Source organism: Flagellimonas myxillae (assembly GCF_023502235.1).
Classification (GTDB): domain Bacteria; phylum Bacteroidota; class Bacteroidia; order Flavobacteriales; family Flavobacteriaceae; genus Flagellimonas; species Flagellimonas myxillae.
The window spans coordinates 1,458,511-1,475,878 of sequence record NZ_JAMFLY010000001.1 but is presented as its reverse complement, the minus strand read 5'-3'; the positions used below and the strand labels follow the sequence as shown (position 1 = coordinate 1,475,878).

General features: G+C 43.4%; 17 protein-coding genes. 3 read left to right on the top strand and 14 right to left on the bottom strand.

Features of this window, described 5'->3' with window-relative positions; genetic code table 11:
* Positions 1–143: 143 nt before the first annotated feature.
* The 6 genes from M3P07_RS06760 to M3P07_RS06735 form a co-directional block, all read right to left on the bottom strand.
* Positions 144–1,004 carry a polysaccharide deacetylase family protein gene (locus M3P07_RS06760; protein WP_249969136.1) on the bottom strand — a complete coding sequence of 287 codons (861 nt, stop codon included), beginning with the start codon at positions 1,002–1,004 and terminating at the stop codon, positions 144–146.
* Positions 1,005–1,040: 36 nt separating this feature from the next.
* Positions 1,041–2,045, bottom strand: a complete 1,005-nt coding sequence (locus M3P07_RS06755; protein WP_249969135.1) for a pirin family protein — start codon at positions 2,043–2,045, stop codon at positions 1,041–1,043.
* A gap of 13 nt (positions 2,046–2,058) precedes the next feature.
* Complete coding sequence (locus tag M3P07_RS06750) at positions 2,059–2,574, bottom strand: hypothetical protein (protein ID WP_249969134.1); 516 nt, start codon at positions 2,572–2,574, stop codon at positions 2,059–2,061.
* Between the two features lie 6 nt (positions 2,575–2,580).
* Positions 2,581–4,008, bottom strand: a complete 1,428-nt coding sequence (locus M3P07_RS06745) for an amidohydrolase (protein WP_249969133.1) — start codon at positions 4,006–4,008, stop codon at positions 2,581–2,583.
* Between the two features lie 110 nt (positions 4,009–4,118).
* Positions 4,119–5,426, bottom strand: coding sequence for a cryptochrome/photolyase family protein (locus tag M3P07_RS06740; RefSeq protein WP_249969132.1), 1,308 nt, complete (start codon positions 5,424–5,426; stop codon positions 4,119–4,121).
* A gap of 54 nt (positions 5,427–5,480) precedes the next feature.
* Positions 5,481–5,978 carry an SRPBCC family protein gene (locus tag M3P07_RS06735; protein WP_249969131.1) on the bottom strand — a complete coding sequence of 166 codons (498 nt, stop codon included), beginning with the start codon at positions 5,976–5,978 and terminating at the stop codon, positions 5,481–5,483.
* 120 nt (positions 5,979–6,098) lie between these two features.
* Between M3P07_RS06735 and M3P07_RS06730 the strand changes: the two genes are divergently transcribed.
* Both M3P07_RS06730 and M3P07_RS06725 read left to right on the top strand, forming a co-directional pair.
* Complete coding sequence (locus M3P07_RS06730; protein WP_249969130.1) at positions 6,099–7,268, top strand: T9SS type A sorting domain-containing protein; 1,170 nt, start codon at positions 6,099–6,101, stop codon at positions 7,266–7,268.
* An 88-nt stretch (positions 7,269–7,356) separates the two neighbouring features.
* A complete protein-coding gene (locus M3P07_RS06725; RefSeq protein ID WP_249969129.1) occupies positions 7,357–8,202 on the top strand; it encodes a DUF2911 domain-containing protein in 846 nt (281 codons plus the stop codon).
* Between the two features lie 44 nt (positions 8,203–8,246).
* Here M3P07_RS06725 and M3P07_RS06720 read toward each other — a convergent pair whose 3' ends face one another.
* From M3P07_RS06720 to M3P07_RS06685, 8 genes are all read right to left on the bottom strand, one after another.
* Complete coding sequence (locus M3P07_RS06720) at positions 8,247–9,953, bottom strand: sodium:solute symporter family protein (protein ID WP_249969128.1); 1,707 nt, start codon at positions 9,951–9,953, stop codon at positions 8,247–8,249.
* Positions 9,954–10,062: 109 nt separating this feature from the next.
* Entirely contained in the window at positions 10,063–12,594 is a 2,532-nt protein-coding gene (locus M3P07_RS06715) for a PIG-L family deacetylase (protein ID WP_249969127.1), read from the bottom strand.
* Positions 12,595–12,697: 103 nt separating this feature from the next.
* On the bottom strand, positions 12,698–13,654 hold the full coding sequence (locus tag M3P07_RS06710) for a septum formation inhibitor Maf (protein ID WP_249969126.1): 957 nt from the start codon (positions 13,652–13,654) through the stop codon (positions 12,698–12,700).
* Between the two features lie 35 nt (positions 13,655–13,689).
* On the bottom strand, positions 13,690–14,289 hold the full coding sequence (locus M3P07_RS06705) for a Maf-like protein (RefSeq protein ID WP_249969125.1): 600 nt from the start codon (positions 14,287–14,289) through the stop codon (positions 13,690–13,692).
* Positions 14,282–14,809 (bottom strand): KdsC family phosphatase, encoded by a 528-nt coding sequence (locus M3P07_RS06700; protein WP_249969124.1) that lies wholly within the window; start codon positions 14,807–14,809, stop codon positions 14,282–14,284. Before M3P07_RS06700 ends, M3P07_RS06705 begins: the two co-directional genes overlap by 8 nt.
* The gene (locus M3P07_RS06695; protein WP_249969123.1) at positions 14,793–15,554 is read right to left on the bottom strand and encodes a Rossmann-like and DUF2520 domain-containing protein; all 762 of its coding nucleotides are present in this window, start codon (positions 15,552–15,554) and stop codon (positions 14,793–14,795) included. The genes M3P07_RS06700 and M3P07_RS06695 overlap by 17 nt, the downstream gene beginning before the upstream one ends.
* Before the next feature lie 74 nt (positions 15,555–15,628).
* Entirely contained in the window at positions 15,629–16,012 is a 384-nt protein-coding gene (locus M3P07_RS06690) for a hypothetical protein (protein ID WP_249969122.1), read from the bottom strand.
* Between the two features lie 88 nt (positions 16,013–16,100).
* A complete protein-coding gene (locus tag M3P07_RS06685) occupies positions 16,101–16,472 on the bottom strand; it encodes a hypothetical protein (protein ID WP_249969121.1) in 372 nt (123 codons plus the stop codon).
* Between the two features lie 102 nt (positions 16,473–16,574).
* Between M3P07_RS06685 and M3P07_RS06680 the strand changes: the two genes are divergently transcribed.
* Positions 16,575–17,261 carry an RNA polymerase sigma factor gene (locus M3P07_RS06680; RefSeq protein WP_249969120.1) on the top strand — a complete coding sequence of 229 codons (687 nt, stop codon included), beginning with the start codon at positions 16,575–16,577 and terminating at the stop codon, positions 17,259–17,261.
* Positions 17,262–17,368 lie beyond the last annotated feature (107 nt).

Genomic DNA, 17,368 nt, shown 5'->3' with positions numbered 1-17,368 from the left:
ATTCGTCAGTTTGAGTGATTTTTTCAGTTATAAACTGAAAAAATAGTATCGAAAACAAGAATTTTATCTGCCATTCCCGTCGTTCTCGATACTTTTCCTTTGGAAAAACTCGAACTGACGGGATTTGTGAAATGTTTGGCAATTTAAAATATACGCTTAATATCCGACCAATTGATTAATTGAATGTCATCCCTCTTTACTTGAGCCTTGGCAAAATCGCTGGTAAAGAAATCAAAATCTATCTGCCGCCATTCCGAACCAAAGTTAGGATGGTTCACCGTAACCCCCTGCATTTCCTGTTCGTCAAAAGCTGGATGAATCAAGATTACGTTGAAACCTTCTACCAAGTCATCAAAAACACCCGCGTAATAGTCCCATAACTGACCCTTTTCAAAATACGAAATATCCCCAATGTGGACTTTGTCCACCGGAATAGCCCCGGGTTTTATCGGACTACTTTCATCTAGGCCCACCATATCAGATAATTCTCGACTACGCTGCACAGGAAGCTTGTAACGTCTACCCAATTCCTTATAGACTTCAAACAAATCAGGGCGGCTCCCCACACTATACATATGCGAATCCAAATGGGAAGAGGAGAGGCCGTATGAGAGGAATGTTTCTATCTGGGCAGTGAGTTCCTTGCGGACATCTTCTACCGTGGCATGTTCCCGAACTTGTTCCCTTTTTTTATAGAAATGTCCATTGGAATCGACCAAAGAGGGTACTTCCGATACTGGTAAAACAGGGCCAAACTTATAATTTTCCCACTCGCAGGTTATCGTCAGGTGTACGCCATGATCATATTGGGGATTTTGCTTAGACCACTGTGCCATTTCGTAAAACCAAGGGCAGGGTACCATTATGCTATAGGAATTGACGATACCCTGTTGAAGCGATTGCATGGTAGCGATATTCTCCGAATGGGAGAGTCCAGCATCATCCGCATGAATCATTAAAAGTTTGGTGTTGGCAGGATAGCCGAGTTTTTGGGCGAGGTTCATTTTGGAATTATTTGTATTAAAATGAATTCTATTGGGTTACCCCTTTTCTACCAAACTCCCATCCGGATATTGTGCAAACCGACCTTTATCCTGATCATGCACATTATCGGGGTAGGGCCAAGGCCAGCCACCAAACTGGGTCAAACGATATTCTTCCATGGCTTGTTGGATTTCCTCTTCGGTGTTCATAACAAAGGGGCCATATTTGGCAACGGGCTCGTCTATGGGTTGGCCCTGCAACATTAAAAAATGGGCTTTTTCCGAACCTATTTTAATCGTAACCTCTTGGAATGGATCCAAAGCAATCCCAAAATTGGGAGCTATTTTTCGGTCGCCAATATAAACTTCCGAACCTTCATAAAAATAGAGTGTCCGAGTAGCTAAGGAGCTAATTTTTGGTAAAGTGTATTCCGTCTCCGCATCCACATGAATATTCCAGATGGCAACTTTGTGCTCGTTTTTGGCCGCCCATGAATTAGGGGCTGGATCATTGGCCTGGGTGCCTCTGTAATTCCCTGCAATCACTTTTATCTGGGCATTTCCCTCATCAATTATGGGGATATCTTCATGCCAGAGCATCTTAAAATGGGGTTCCACAAACTTATCGGCCTTGGGCAGGTTCAACCAAATTTGGAACAGCTCCAATGGATTGTCCTTATCGGTATTGAGCAAAGGGAACATTTCGGAATGTTGAACGCCCCGCCCAGCTGTCATCCACTGCACGTCACCTTGACCAAAGCGCCCAGCCGCGCCCAAGGAATCGGAATGATCGCAGAAGCCTTTGTTGACTATGGTGATGGTCTCAAATCCACGGTGAGGATGGTAGGGAAAACCGGGAATGGTCTGCCCGTGGTACATTCGCCATCCATCTTTGACAGTAAAATCGTTACCAATGTTTCTGCCTTCCAAGTGTTTGGGGTCAGGACCTAGTTCACCATTCCCTTTGGGATAATGGTCCAAATGGTACACACAGAACAAAAAGGGGTCTTGGGTCTGCCAAGGAAAACCCAACGGAAAGGTTTGTAGAATAGGATCGGGCATAGCTTATTTTTAGTTAATCGTGCTTTGGTTCTGAAGTTTTTGGAGTAGTGAATTGGGTACTCAGGTATTTCTGTTTCCATTCCCCGTTTTCATAGCTCCCCACAATAAAATTATAGGTATTATCATCCACGAATTCCCAATAATCGGTTACTACCGTTTCACCATAGGCATAAGTATAAATTATGTCCTTGCCTTTGGCGATGACCGTACCTTCGGTGACACCACCGAACACATCAAACTCCCAGAACTTAATCGTCTTTGATGCCTCATCATATTGACGTATGCCATGGTTTCTAGGGCCATAGGTCGTCTGTTCCATATTGGTATACCCGTTGGATTCAACAATAACCAACTTTTGATTGAGATCGAACCAAAAGATAATGTCCTGCTTGAATTTTTGTCCGTTGCCCCAACTTCCCTCGGCACTCCATGTCTTGCCCATTAGGGGTTGGAAGATGGAAAGCGGTTCCTGTGCCTGCAAGTGAAATAAGCCTGCAAAAAGCAGGCTTAAAAATGTGATTGTTTTCATTAGGATTTAGTTGCTTCCGATAGGGGGAGGTCCGTCAATCATGGCCTCGTATTTTTCATCCCCTTTACGGGTTTTAAATTCTTCTTTGACCTTGGTCACCAATTTTGGATTTTCAAACAAATCTGCCATGGTCATAGCCATAGCCTTGGATGCATAGACCATCCCTTTATGTCCGATGCTCATTCCACCACAGGCTACAACTGCCCAGGAATGCCAAGGGGTGTCTTTAGGTGCCACGGTTACACTAAGGTTGATGTTGGGCACGTTCCAACTTACATCACCCACATCGGTGGAGCCTCCACCCGGATTCTTTTCAGTTTCTTTTAACGCCTCAATCTTGCTATCCATTCCTACTTCCGGCTTTCCGGTAGCTTTCTGGATGCCTTTTCCGAAGGCAATTTCTTCTTCCGTATAGGTGATTGGGCCTAGCAATTCCAGGTTTTTCTGCATGATTTCGCCACCTGCCCGGTTCACCAATACCTCGTAAATTCCTGATACCAAGGAGATTTTGTAATCTACATTGGCCATGATGGCTGCACCTTCTGCCATTTTTTTCACCCGCTCATAGGTAGGGAGCATTACCTTTCTTTTGGGATCACGAACTCGCACCCAAATCCTGGAATAATCCGGGACTACATTTACAACTTGTCCTCCATCCTGAATATGGTAGTGGATTCGGGAGGTAGGTTTGATGTGCTCGCGATAGTAATTCATTCCCGTGGTGTACAGTTCCAAAGCATCCGATGCACTACGTCCGTTCCAGGGATCAGCGGAAGCATGCGCGGCTTGCCCATAGAATTCCACAATGAAATCAATTAAGGAAAGACCACTTTGTACATTGGCTTCGATGTTTGCACCGGGGTGCCAGCTTACATTGACATCCACGTCGTCCCAAAGCCCGGCCTCGACCATCCAAACTTTGGCAAAATATTTTTCTTCGGCTGGGGTACCCAAAAACTTAACGGTGCCTTTGAGTTTACCTGATTCAATTTGTTCCTTAATAGCGATGGCGGCGCCCAAACTTGCAGCTCCAAACATGTTATGACCGCATCCGTGACCAGGAGCACCGTCGATTCTGGGGTCTTTGGTAGGAACCGTTTTTTGGGAAAGCCCCGGAAGTGCATCAAACTCGCCTAACACACTGATTACAGGTTTCCCAGAACCATAGGTTGCCGTAAAGGCAGTTGGAATGTCTGCAACACCACGGGTTACTTTCAGCCCATTTTTTTCGGCATAGTCAGCAAGTACTTCTGCAGATTGCGATTCATTGAAGGCAGTTTCGGCCAAGGCCCAAATAGAATCGCTTATTTGGATTAGATTTTCTTTATGATTTTCCACGGATGCCACAATGGATTTTTTGGTGGAATTCATTTTTTGCGCACTTAAGCTCACGGAAAGCAAACCAAGTAACACAAGGGTAGAGAGTTGTTTCATTATAGTGATATTTGAATTAGTCCAATACTAAATTTTGGCTTGTAACCCCAAGCAAAAAAGAAGGTTTATCCATTTGGATAAAAACGAATACTAAAAATACTGAAAAAGCATTAACCAACCACTGCTTTATATACTTTTAGACAACGCTCCCTGGCCATTTGGTGATTAACCATTTCTGGGGGATAGCTAAGTTCTTGAAATTCAGGCACCCATTTGTTGATATACTTGCCTTGTGCATCAAATTTGGCAAGCTGGTGGGTCGGATTGAATATGCGGAAGTAAGGAGCAGCATCCACCCCGGAGCCAGCAGCCCATTGCCAATTCCCCACATTGCTGGCCAATTCGTAGTCCAATAATTTAAGGGCAAAATAAGCTTCTCCCCAGCGCCAGTCAATCAAGAGGTGTTTACATAGAAAACTGGCCACCACCATCCGAACCCTATTGTGCATATATCCAGTAACGTTAAGTTGGCGCATGCCGGCATCCACAAGCACGTATCCGGTTCTTCCCGTTTTCCAAAGATTGAATTCCGCTTGGTCGTTTCTCCATAATATATTGTCGTATTTGGGTTTAAAGGCTTTAGTGACCGTATGCGGAAAATGCCAAAGAATCTGCATAAAAAACTCGCGCCAAATAAGCTCACTCAAGAAAGTCTTGTTCTGCGATTTTATTGCTTTTTGAACTGCCTCTCGAATAGATATGGTGCCAAACCTTAGATGGGGGCCAAGCCGGGAGGTTCCTTTATCCAAGGCAGGGATGTTACGGGTTTCCTCGTAGTTGTTGATTAATTCCGCATTAAGATCATAATCCTTTACCCGAATTTTGGAACGTTCGAAACCGATAGCTTCCAGGCTAAGAAATGGTAATTGTTCTGATTTGTAAAAGTTGGAATGGTTTTCGGTCCCATTTCCTTTCAAATGCACAGAGGGCTTGAATTGCTTTATCCATTGTTTTTTATACGGGGTATAGACCTTATAGGGTAGCCCACCTCCATTGCGTATTTCATCCTTTTCAAAGATGACCTGATCTTTGAAGGTCTTAAAATCCGTGCCATGTCGTTTTAGTACAAAGCTGATTTCTTGATCTCGCTTTCTTGCGTAGGGTTCGTAATCGTGATTAGCAAAAACCTGATTGACAGCATACGTTTTGAGCAACCCTTCAAAAACAGTCTTTGGTTGCCCGTGATATACGGCAATACCGCTTCCAAACTTGGATTTCAGTGAAAGATTTAGGCGGTGCAATTGGTCATGAATAAAGGTGACCCGAGCATCAGCTTTGGGGAGGTTATCCAGGATTTCGGTGTCAAAAATGAAAATGGGCAGCACGGGCAGACCACTTTCAAGGGCATGGTACAATCCCGTGTTGTCCTCCAAACGAAGGTCACGCCTAAACCAAAATATGGAAATGGACTCGCTCATTATCAAGTATTACTAATAGGTTTGTTTAGCTATGAAACTTCTGGGGAAAAAGTGCTAAACAGTTTTTAAGACCAAGTAATGGTCCTCGGTTTGGGGAGTACCGAATATGGTTTCCAACTGAACTCTTCGATGTTCAAAAATTTTGTTCAGTTGCCTTTTTACAAAAAGAGTGTGGGCCAATCTACCGAGGATGCCGTAGGGAAGGGCATAATCCACGATATCTTCCATTATGACCCCATTTCCATGCTCCTTCAGAAAATGCTTATGGTGCCAAAATGCGTAGGGCCCATGGCGTTGTTCGTCCACAAAATAGTACCCGTCCTCCATGTGGGTAATCTCAGTTACCCATCTCACTGCATAACCCGGGAAAGGTTTTACCGTATAGGCGATGATCTGTCCGGGATACATGAGCCTATCTCCACCAGAGATAATACTAAACTCCATGTGTTTTGGGGTAATGTTTGGAAGGTTTTTGGGATTGGATAGGAATTCCCAAGCCTCCATGATTGAAATGGGCAAATACTGCTTTGTATGTAGTTTATATAGGTGCATGTCATCAAATATACTAAAAATGTTTAATAAATATTGATTATAGTTAAACAAAATTATCAACAAGCCTGATTCACAGAATATTAAGTTAAAATGCTAACTTGGAATATGAAATTGATTTCCATGGCTGTACTGAAATCTTTTTGTCGAGCGGGTTTTCTGCTTTGGATTACTGGTGCATACAGTCAAATCACCATTGATAAAATTGCGGACTTGCCCGGAACCATCAATGAAACCTCTGGTTTGATATATTTTAATGGGAGTCTGGTTACCCACAATGATTCAGGCAACGATGCTGCTCTTTATGAGCTTGATCCAGATGTTGGTTCAATCAAAAGAACGGTTGCCCTGAGTAACGCAACTAACATAGACTGGGAAGATTTAACCCAGGATGCCAACTATATTTATATAGGTGATTTTGGAAACAATAACGGAGATCGGACCGATTTGAAAATTTATAGGATTGCAAAATCGGCTTATACCGCAGCTAACACAGTTTTTGCCGAGGAAATCCAATTCACATATTCCGATCAGGCAAATTTCACTCCGAATCCAGAAACCAATTGGGACGCAGAGGCCATGATTAGTTTGGAAGGAAAACTCATCGTATTTACCAAACAATGGCAAGACTTAGGCACCGTTGCCTATAGCATTCCAAGTACTCCCGGGACCCATACTGCCACACGTTTGGATAGTTATCAGGTTGATGGATTGATCACCGGAGCTACCTATGATGCAAATTCCGAACAGCTTTCTTTGGTGGGGTATTCCCCCTTGTTGATGCCATTTTTGGTACAAGTGGAATTGCCTCCGGAATCTTCTATTTTTTCAGGTTCAGTGACCAAGACGACGTTGGATTTGGGCTTGAACCAGATTGAGGCTATTACTCATTTTGGAAATGGATTTTTTTTAAGTGCTGAGGAGTTTCGGCGAACAATTCCTACCATTTTGGTTCCCTCTAGTTTGTATGCCATGAGCATTATGGAGGAGACTGACCCTGACCCAGAACCTGATCCGAATCCCGAGCCGGATGTACCCAACCCGGATGCGATGTTCCCTGAGCTTACTTTGTACCAGCCCATGGGTACCCTATCCTTGAACTACAATTTGAACGAAGCGGCGGACTTGTTTGGTTATGCCATTTTCGACATCAGCGGAAAGAAAATCTTGGTCCACGATAGTGATTCCAGCCTATCGGGATCCATTGACACCTCCTTTTTACAGCCTTCCATTTATTTCATTTCCTTCCATCTGAGGAATGGGAGAATTGCCAAACCGTTTATCATTAAGTAGTCCGATTTCTTTTATGGATTTCTTAACAAGTCCAACCTTCCTTAATATTTAGCTTTGTTTTACTAACGAATCTAAAACACATATTGAAATGAAAAAATTAGCCTTATTTGCATTTGCAGCACTTCTAACGGTCTCCTTGGAAGCTCAAATAAACACGCCTGCCCCAAGCCCGGCTTCCAAACTTGAGCAAAAAGTGGGATTGACAGATGTAACGGTGGATTATTCAAGACCATCCATGCGTGGAAGAACAATTTACGGGAATTTGGTTCCCTTCAACAAACTTTGGAGAACCGGTGCCAATTACTACACCAAAATCAGCTTTAGCACCGATGTCACTATTGCTGATCAGGAGGTTAAAGCAGGTACTTACTCCATATTTACCAAGCCAACTTCCGAAAACTGGGAAGTTTTCTTTTATACCGATACCCAAGGGGGTGGTGTTCCCAGCGATTGGGACGACAGCAAGGTTGTTGCCAAAGCTACGGTTCCCGTATATAAAATGCCCATGGCAGTTGAAACTTTCACCATCAGTATCGATGACTTAAAAACGAATAGCGCCAATCTTGGCTTTATCTGGGAAAATACCTATGTGGCCGTTCCATTTGGTGTTCCAGCTGATGCTACTGTGATGAAGTCCATTGAAAAAACTTTGGCGGGTCCAGGTTTTGGGGAATATTATACGGCTGCTGTCTATTATTTGAATGAGGGCAAGGACATTAACAAAGCCAAAGAGTGGATGGAAAAAGCCATGTCCATGACCGACAATCCAAGATTTTGGCAGTTGCGCCAACAATCTTTGATCTACGCCAAGGCAGGAGATAAAAAAGCAGCAATTGAATCGGCAAAACAATCGTTGTCCAAAGCTGAAGCAGCTGGTAATGGAGATTACGTAAAAATGAATAAGGATTCCCTAAAGGAATGGGGGGCACTTTAAAAATTGCTTACAATAATTTTAAACCCACGCTTGCGTGGGTTTTTTTATGCCTCAACGGGAGGTTTGTTCAAGAAACCGTCAAAACTCTCAATGATTATTGCCAGTAAGATGACTAACCCACACCCAAAGGCGTTCAACCAGAGGTAGGACATCCAATCCATATACCAACCGATAATCACAATGACCTGGGTTAAGATGGCGGCAATAAAAACGGAATTTCCTTTCACGAATTTTATAAAGAAAGCCAATAGGAAAATACCAAGCACGTTCCCATAAAAAATGGAGCCTATGATATTCACCAATTGGATTAAATTATCAAAAAGGTTGGCGACACAGGCTATTAAAATGGCAATAATTCCCCACAAGAGGGTAAATCCCTTGGTCGCCAAAACGTAGTGTTTAGCGTCCTTTTCCTTGGTATTGTTTCGTTTGTACAGGTCCAAGGCCGTGATAGTGCCCAAAGCATTTAACTCAGAAGCAGTGGACGACATGGCTGCAGATAGGATAACGGCCAACAATAACCCGATCAGTCCTGCAGGAAGATTATCTAGGATAAAATGGATAAAAACATAATCCTTGTCGTTGGTTTCAACCGAACTATCTGCCTTGGAAATCAAGGTTCTGGCCGCATCGCGATTGGCCTTCTCCCTTTGGTTGATTTTCATGATATTCAGCTCTGCCTGTTGTATGGCGTTATATTCCTTTAAGGCCAAAGCAGAGGAGAAATCCTCTTGGGCTTTTTTCTTTTCCTGCTCCAAAGCCAAATGCCCTTGTTCCAAAATTTCGTAATCCGCTGCATACTCTGATATTTTCACTGCTTCGGATGCAGCTGGGTTGAAGTTGAGCGGAGAGGCATTGTATTGGTAAAAGACAAAAACCATAGTTCCGACCAAAAGGATAAAAAACTGCATTGGAATCTTGAAAATTCCGTTGAAAATTAAACCAAGCTGACTTTCGCGAACGGATTCTCCCGATAGGTAACGCTGCACCTGACTTTGGTCCGTACCAAAATAGGCCAATGCCAAAAAGAACCCTCCGGTAATACCACTCCAGAACGTATACCTGTTATTGGTATCGAAACTAAAATCCAGGATTTGTAGTTTGTTATTGGCTCCGGCAATTTTCAAAGCTTCCCCGAAGGACACCCCGTTGGGGAGGGAACCCAAAATGAAAAAGAAGGCAAAGAACATACCCACCATAATGATGAACATTTGCTGTTTTTGGGTGACACTTACCGCTTTGGTTCCCCCGGTTACGGTATAAATGATCACCAGGATACCAATAATGATGTTTAAGGTTCTTAAGTCCCATCCCAATACAGCGGACAAAATAATGGACGGAGCAAAAATGGTAATTCCGGCCGCCAATCCCCGTTGAACCAGGAACAAGATGGCGGTCAAGGACCTAGTTTTTAGGTCAAATCGCCCTTCCAACATTTCATAAGCCGTATAGACTTTCAGCTTTCGATATATGGGAATAAATACCAAACAAATGACAATCATGGCCAAAGGCAATCCAAAATAGAATTGTACAAAGCCCATCCCATCGTGGAACGCTTGTCCAGGAGTGGATAAAAAGGTAATGGCGCTGGCTTGGGTTGCCATAACGGACAATCCTATGGTCCACCATTTGGCATCATTTCCGCCAAGAACATAATCTTCCACATTTTTGCTTCCACGGGTTTTCCATACACCGTAGACTACAATAAAAAGCAGCGTACTGCCCAGAACAATCCAATCTAAAATCCCCATTTAGGTCTAGGTATTAAGCGTCATAATGAAGTAGAAAATCAATATGTAAATGAAGTTGAGCAGTAATACGATGGCGTACTCCCGCTTCCAAATCCATTTATTTTCGAGATTATCCTTTGACATTGCTATCTTTTTTGACTTCGCTCTTCCCAATGGATAGCATATTGGCAAAAAGTTTATATGCTCCCGAAACTCCCGCAGGAAGTTCCCGGAAGAAACTCAATCCGGTATAGATGTAATGTCCTTCGCCATAAGGTGCCACCAGTAGACTGCCCTCCTTGGCTTCTTCACCTTCATCCGTCATTGATAGGATAGGGGTGAACTCGGTACTCCACTCGTTCGGGAAGTAAAGACCCCTTTCCTGGACCCAACCATCAAAATCGCTTTCCTTGATCGTATTGGGAAAGTTGACTAGGGAATGGTCACCGGAGATGATACTTACTTTGGCAGTTTCATCCGTTACGCGGTCCCTAGATAGTGTGAGGTCGTAGGGAGCAATATTATCAAACTGTCGGCTCCATCTACCAGCGGTATTGTATTGGACGATCATGTTGCCGCCATTTTGGACGTATTCAAACAAGATAGGTTGTTTAAATTTTAGAGCTTCTACCACATTGTAGGCCCTAATACCGACGACAATGGCGTCGTATTTGTCCAAAGTACCGCTTTGGATTTCATTTGGGTCTATAGTGTGTACTTGATAGCCAATCTGTTTCAGACTTTCGGGAACCTTGTCGCCTGCACCCATAATGTAGCCGATATGCTCGCCAGATTTCTGGATATTCATGCGCACCACCTTGGCCTCGGCAGGAAGTAAAATGGATTGTTTAGGGACATGGTCATAGGCTATCTCCACCAATTCTTGGTTAAACACTTGCCCATCAATTTGTGCAACTGCCGTGATTTTACCCTCACTGTCATCAGCCGGTGGAATAACGGTGAATGTCACATCTTGCTCTTGGCCTTTTTGTTCAATGGAAAAAGGATTGCTTTTTGGGGTCACTACCCAGCCTTCCGGGTAATCTAACCCCACCGACCCTGAAACACTGTCCTTTCCCGCCTTTACCTTGACCAATACTTCTCGAGGTTCGGCATCTGAAAATATCAAGACTTTCTCAGCTATTTTGGTGGTAATCCGCGGCAAAACAGCAAAAGGTTCATACAATTCCCCTTTATCCGGTTTGGAATATCGGTGGATTACGGGTTTGGTAAAATCGATTTGTGTACCATTAAAATCAAGGGTAAACTGTGCATGGAAGGCACTTGGGTTTTCCGCTTTCCCTATCATGGATTGATCGGTAACCGTGTACATGCCCAAAGTTCCCTTCTCCTTAAGCCAATAGGGACTAGAGTTAGCAATGTTCTCCGCCACCGAAAACTCCAGACTAAGATTTTCCTTTTTATTGTTTTCCAAAACTAGATTTGGTTCCAACTTTCCGGTTGAACCCTGGAGAATGATTTCTTTCAACACAACTTTTCCCGCGCTCCGGTTTACCACTTCGATATTGAGCTTGGCTTGATCTCCTTTTGTTGTGGAACCGGATTCCGCACTAACTTCTAAATAAAGTCCGCTGCAATCCAAAATAAGCTCTTCGAGAGCTTTGGACTTTAGGTTTTTCCAGTGTTCGTCATCAACTTCCTGCAAGAGTTGATATGCTTTGACCAAATCAGGTACATGCTCGGAAGGATTACTGAAATTGAAGTTTTCCTCCACCTTGTACAAAATATCCCCGATGGCTTTTCCTCCAGGAATACGAGACCATGTTGTGTTTATTCCTTCAAATAAATTATTGGAAGTAGGTAAGTCTCCTTTGAGCAACTCCACGTACTCGTCTTGGGTTCCCCTGGTGGTGACCCTACCAAATCCTTGACATAGGTGGGAGCTACTCGCCATGGAGGCAATCTCGTTGTTGGAGAGTCCCAGTTCTGGATAATAAACCCCAACATCCAGTTTCAGCATATTGGATTTATCCGCTTTTGCGAAATTCTCCTGGCTTCCATAAAACCACCAAGTGGTATTGAAGAATACACGCCGGGGTTGCCAAACGGAGGTGGATTGCAAATGCTCCGGATAGGAATTGGCATCGTTGGCCAAATCAAAAGCCTCAACGCTCAGCATAGCGGAAGAGGTATGATGTCCATGTGTGCTTCCCGGCGTTCTATGATCAAAGCGATTGATAATCACATCTGGTCTAATATTTCGGATGGCCCAGACGACATCGCCCAAAACCTGTTCTTTATCCCATATTTTAAGGGTCTCCTTTGGGTGTTTGGAATAACCAAAATCATTGGCCCTCGTAAACCATTGCTCCCCACCATCAATGCCCCGGGCTGCTAACAGCTCCTGGGTCCTAAGCACCCCCAATAACTCCCTAAGCTCAGAGCCGATAAGATTTTGACCTCCATCACCACGAGTGATCGAGAGATAGGCCGTACGGGCCTTGTCGTAGTTGGACAAATAGGAAATCAGCCGGGTGTTTTCATCATCTGGGTGTGCGGCGACATAAAGTGCCGTTCCCAAAAAATTGAGTTTTTGAAGTTTGTGGTGTATTTCTGTTGAAGAAGGTTTATCGGGTGCTTGGGAGAAAGAAACCGATATACAGCAGATCGTGCTTAGAAAGCCAATCCAAATTTTTTGCATACCTGATTATTTAGTGGTTGCCCAAATATAGAAAGATTAGCACCAGTTGAGATGGAATTTAGAACATCTTTAACAGGGTATAAACCTTATAGAAGACCCTTGTTTACAAGCCTAAACTGTCTCTTAAAACAAAATCCTTATTGCTGTTTTGCCCCCAATAAGCTGTTTTGATGGATTTTATCTTGGTGGCTTTTGTGGTCATTTGTTTGGCGCCCGAACCAAAGCCGCTTGTGAAGGTTTCGGTCCAACCTTCAATACTGTGTGGAAAATCTGAGGTAATGGTTATGGCCAAAGTTCTTTCCAATTCCGGATAGGTGATGGAATAGGTCATTAGGCCGTCTTCTTCCTTGATTTCGGCATTGGCATCATAGGCTTTTAGCTCCGTATGCCTCAACCTCACATATTCTAGCGATGGGATTATACTGAAGTTGCCAGTGGGCAAATCTTTTGGACTGATCCTGATTTTGTTCCATATTTCGTTTTCCAAAACGGTTTTATCCAAATTTATATGCTGATCTGCTTCAGATTCAAAATAGGAGTGGGAGGTAAATTCAAATTGATCTCTGTTGTTGATTTGGGAGTAGACGTGGCCGCACCATTCCTGCATGGAAAGACTGGTCTTGAGCGCATGCTGATTGTCATGGATAGGATAAAATGTACTGCTCATCACAGAATAGGGATAAATACCCGTAAAATACTTTTTGGTCGCGTTTAACTTCAGTACAGAAACATTGCCCGGGTTATTACGATCCGCTTTAACCTGTTTTTCCGGTAAAAATGGTTCGGTAACATAGATCATAACTGCATGCCCATCCCTAAGTTCCCCATAACGGGCTTGTTCAAGAGTATAGGAGGTGATTTCAGCATTTCCCGAATACCAATAGGACTTGAATGCTTCAGACAGCTTTTTTTTAGGCTTTTTCACCTCTTTTTCCAAGGATTCCATGGCTGTGGAAGCCACTTTGTTTGATGCCTTGGTCGAATCAACGCAAGAATTCAAGGAAGAAACAATAACAGCAAATGCAAGGACTGATGATATGGAGTTGAAGACTTTTCCCATGGCCATAAAGTTTTTCTAAAGTTACGAATCAATGGCTAAGAAACCAGTTCCATTAACGTTTTATAAAACAAATGTGTTGGCAATCCCACGACGTTGGTGTAGGAACCTTTAATTTCGGAAATCCCTATCATCCCGATCCATTCCTGAATGCCGTAGGCACCGGCCTTATCAAAGGGTTTGCACTGTTCAATGTAGTAGTTGAGTTCCTCGTCCATAAAATCCTTGAACTTTACCTGTGTGGTCGCATGCACTGTTTTTTGGAACTCTTTACCTGTAAAACAAATCGAGGTTATGACCTCGTGCCAATTCCCAGACATGGTACGGAGCATTTGTCGTGCTTCTTCTGGATTGGACGCCTTGGCCAAAGAACTACCATTGTGCCATACTACAGTATCGGAGGTAATAACAATCTCGTTTGGGGCCAGTTCGTCTCGAAAAGGGTTGGCTTTTAGGATGGCCAAAAAATCTGAAATTTCACTGCCCTGCAAAGCCTCCGGGTAAATCTCCTCAACGGATTTGGGTCTTACCTTAAAATCCAACCCCAATTCTTCTAGAAATTTCCGCCTCCTTGGAGACCCCGAGCCCAAAATCAATGTGTATCCCTTGAGCTTTTCGTTCAATGGATTTTTAGTCATTTTTGGCACTGAAATTATCATTCCAATCCCCGCGGACCTTGAGTACCTGCTCAATAATATCCCGAACACATCCGTCACCTCCATCCTTGTGGGAAACGTAATCGGAAATGGCCTTAACTTCCGCCACCGCATTTTGGGGCGAGGTGGCAAGTGCCACCATTTTCATGGGGGGGATATCGGGCAGGTCATCCCCCATGTAGAGTACGGTCTGAGGGTCTATATTATATATATCCAAATATTCCTCCAAAGGATCCTGTTTATGATGGGCGCCCAAATAAATATCTGTTACTCCCAACCCTTTGAGTCGCTCCTTTACCCCTTGGTTGGTGCCACCGGATATAATGCAGATTTTATATCCTTTGTTGAGTGCCGTCTTAAGGGCATAGCCGTCCTTTACATTCATTTTTCGCAGCATTTCGCCCTCAGTAGTGACCAAAACGGAACCGTCGGTGAGCACTCCATCCACATCAAAAACAAATGTGGAAATCTGGTGGAGCAATTCTTTATAGTTTTTTTTCATATTTGGATTTTATTGCATCGCTTAGAAAGGTATAGATTTCCTTTTCGCGATTGTTGGTTATCAGACTTAAATGTTGGTCCATGCTTTTTTGGTCCCCTCTTTTTGATGGTCCTGTTTGCGCCTCAGTAGGGGACAAAGATTTTATCTTGGCCGCCGTCTCTTCAATTAAGGGCATCAAGAGGTCGAACGGAATTTGGTTTCTATTGCAAATTTCTTCGCTAATTCCATAAAGATGATTGGTGAAGTTATTGGCAAAAACTGCCGCAAGGTGCAATTGTCTTCGTTGTTTTGAATCCATTGGGTGGACCTTGGAGGAAATGGATTTCGCCAAGGAATTTAAGATTATCCTTCCCGAATCCAGATTTGCTTCAATACAAATGGGAATGGGGTGAAAATCGACAGACTTGCCTTTGGTAAAGGTTTGGACGGGATAAAAAACACCACGATTTGCCATAGGTAAAACATCCATCGTGGCTGCCCCTGATGTATGTGCCACAACCCCGTTTTTATCAGATAGTAATTGGGAAACCTCCAAAATTGATGTATCGCTAACCGCAACGATGTATGCATCGGCCTCTACAATGTCATCCGGCTTTGAACACGTTGGCGCATGATTTTCGAACCATTGGAGTTGAACAGGATCTCTGCCAAACACCTGAACCAAGCTGACTGGGTCGACCCCGGAAAATGCCTCAGCAAGATGCTGTGCCAAATTCCCGGTTCCCAAAATAACTACGGAAAGCATGGCACAAAAATAACCATTGTGCCATTTCAGAAGCAAAAAAGCCAACGAATTAAAGATGGCTTTTGATTTTTACCTTATGCGCAGGCTACGGTGACATCGTGCCTATGCAAACTGTTTTGGGATGATTCTACCGTAATCTGGTTGTTTTGGCGCAGGGATGCAAAATGATCTTCCGTGAGCCTAATGGTGTGATTATGCCCAGACCCCCCTTGAATGGAATATTGTTTTTCCACGCCGGCTTCAACATCTTCCTTGGAAACCGTTAGGGTGTGGCCATGATTGCTGCTAATGGTAACCGCACTGGCACCGTTGGCAGCGCAATCCCTTTGATTGGGATCTAGGTTGGGGTCTCCATTTGCACTATCGTCATTGGAACAAGCCAATAGCGAATAGGCCGGGATGCTCACCAAAAGGGCTCCCGTTGTTTTTTTAATGAATGTTTTTCTAGTCATTTTCATAGCAATTCTTTTTTTGAGTTTACCTAAGCAATTTTTAAATCAGTCCATGGGAAGCACTTAACCTAACTCGCAATGCTGTTAATTCTGGTCATTCCAAATCCTTTATGTTTATGCTGAATAAACCATAGGCCCCAATCGCCATTACCAAATCCCGAACAGCAACATCAAAATAAACTCCACCTAAAATCAGGACAAGAGCGATGAGGGTTAGCCATATTGCAACCACCAAGGCTCCGATTTTTGGTCGCAATAGAACTAGGATACCCGCAATAATCTCTATGGGGCCAACAACCGTCATTAAGGTCTCTGGTTCCATCGGCAGAGCATCCAATAGGCCAGATGGAATGTACTTTCCCCAATCCGTTAATAGGTTGATGTGCTTGTCAAGTCCAGCAACTATAGGGACTATCCCATACGTAAACTTTAAAATGGTACTGAGTTGTGCAAGGGCTGGATTCATGATAATTGGGATTGTGGTTTACCTTTAGATAAATCCATTAAAAAAAGGTTACAAAATTTTGTAACTATTTGGTTGGTAAGACATCTAAATCAAAAAGGGGACATGAAAGCCATTCGCATCAATGATCATAGGACGTTTAAAATTTCTGACGCAGATATAGTGGAACGGGTCCTTGCCGGGGAACGGGAACTTTATGAAATTCTGATTCGCAGAAACAATCAAAAACTATTTCGGGTAATAAGAAGTTATCTGCAAATGGATGTTGAGGTTCAAGATATTATGCAGAACACTTATCTCAAGGCATTTGAAAAACTCTATCAGTTTAAGCATGGCTCCCAGTTTTCCACATGGTTGATACGCATTGGCATAAACGAGGTACTGGCCCGAATAAGGGAAAAAGATAAGATCAGGTCCCTTGATTCAAATCCCTCATCAGCTATAACCAAAAGATTGGTCGAAATACCAGATACCGGTCAAATGAATCCAGAAAAAAGAGTTATTCGCCAAGAGGCCAAGCAACTATTGGAAGATGCCATCGATTCCTTGGACATCAAATATAGGACGGTTTATATGCTCAGGGAAATTGAGGGAATGAGCATTAAGGAGGTCTCGTCTTGTTTGTCGGTAACACCTTCCAATGTAAAGGTTAGGTTGCATAGGGCCAAGTTAATGCTCAAGGAGCGGCTCTATGAACTTACAGGCGGTAAAGAAGATGTTTTTGGTTTCGGTTTTGGTCGATGTGATCGCTTGTCAGATCTTGTAATGGACCAAGTACTTCGTCCAGAATAGCCCAAACTGATTGTTAAAGTTTATCAGGTCTAGGTAAACCGAGCAATCCTAGGCTCGTTTTCTTTCGAAAATAGCTTAATTTTGCAAGCTAAAATCACGTCCAGTCA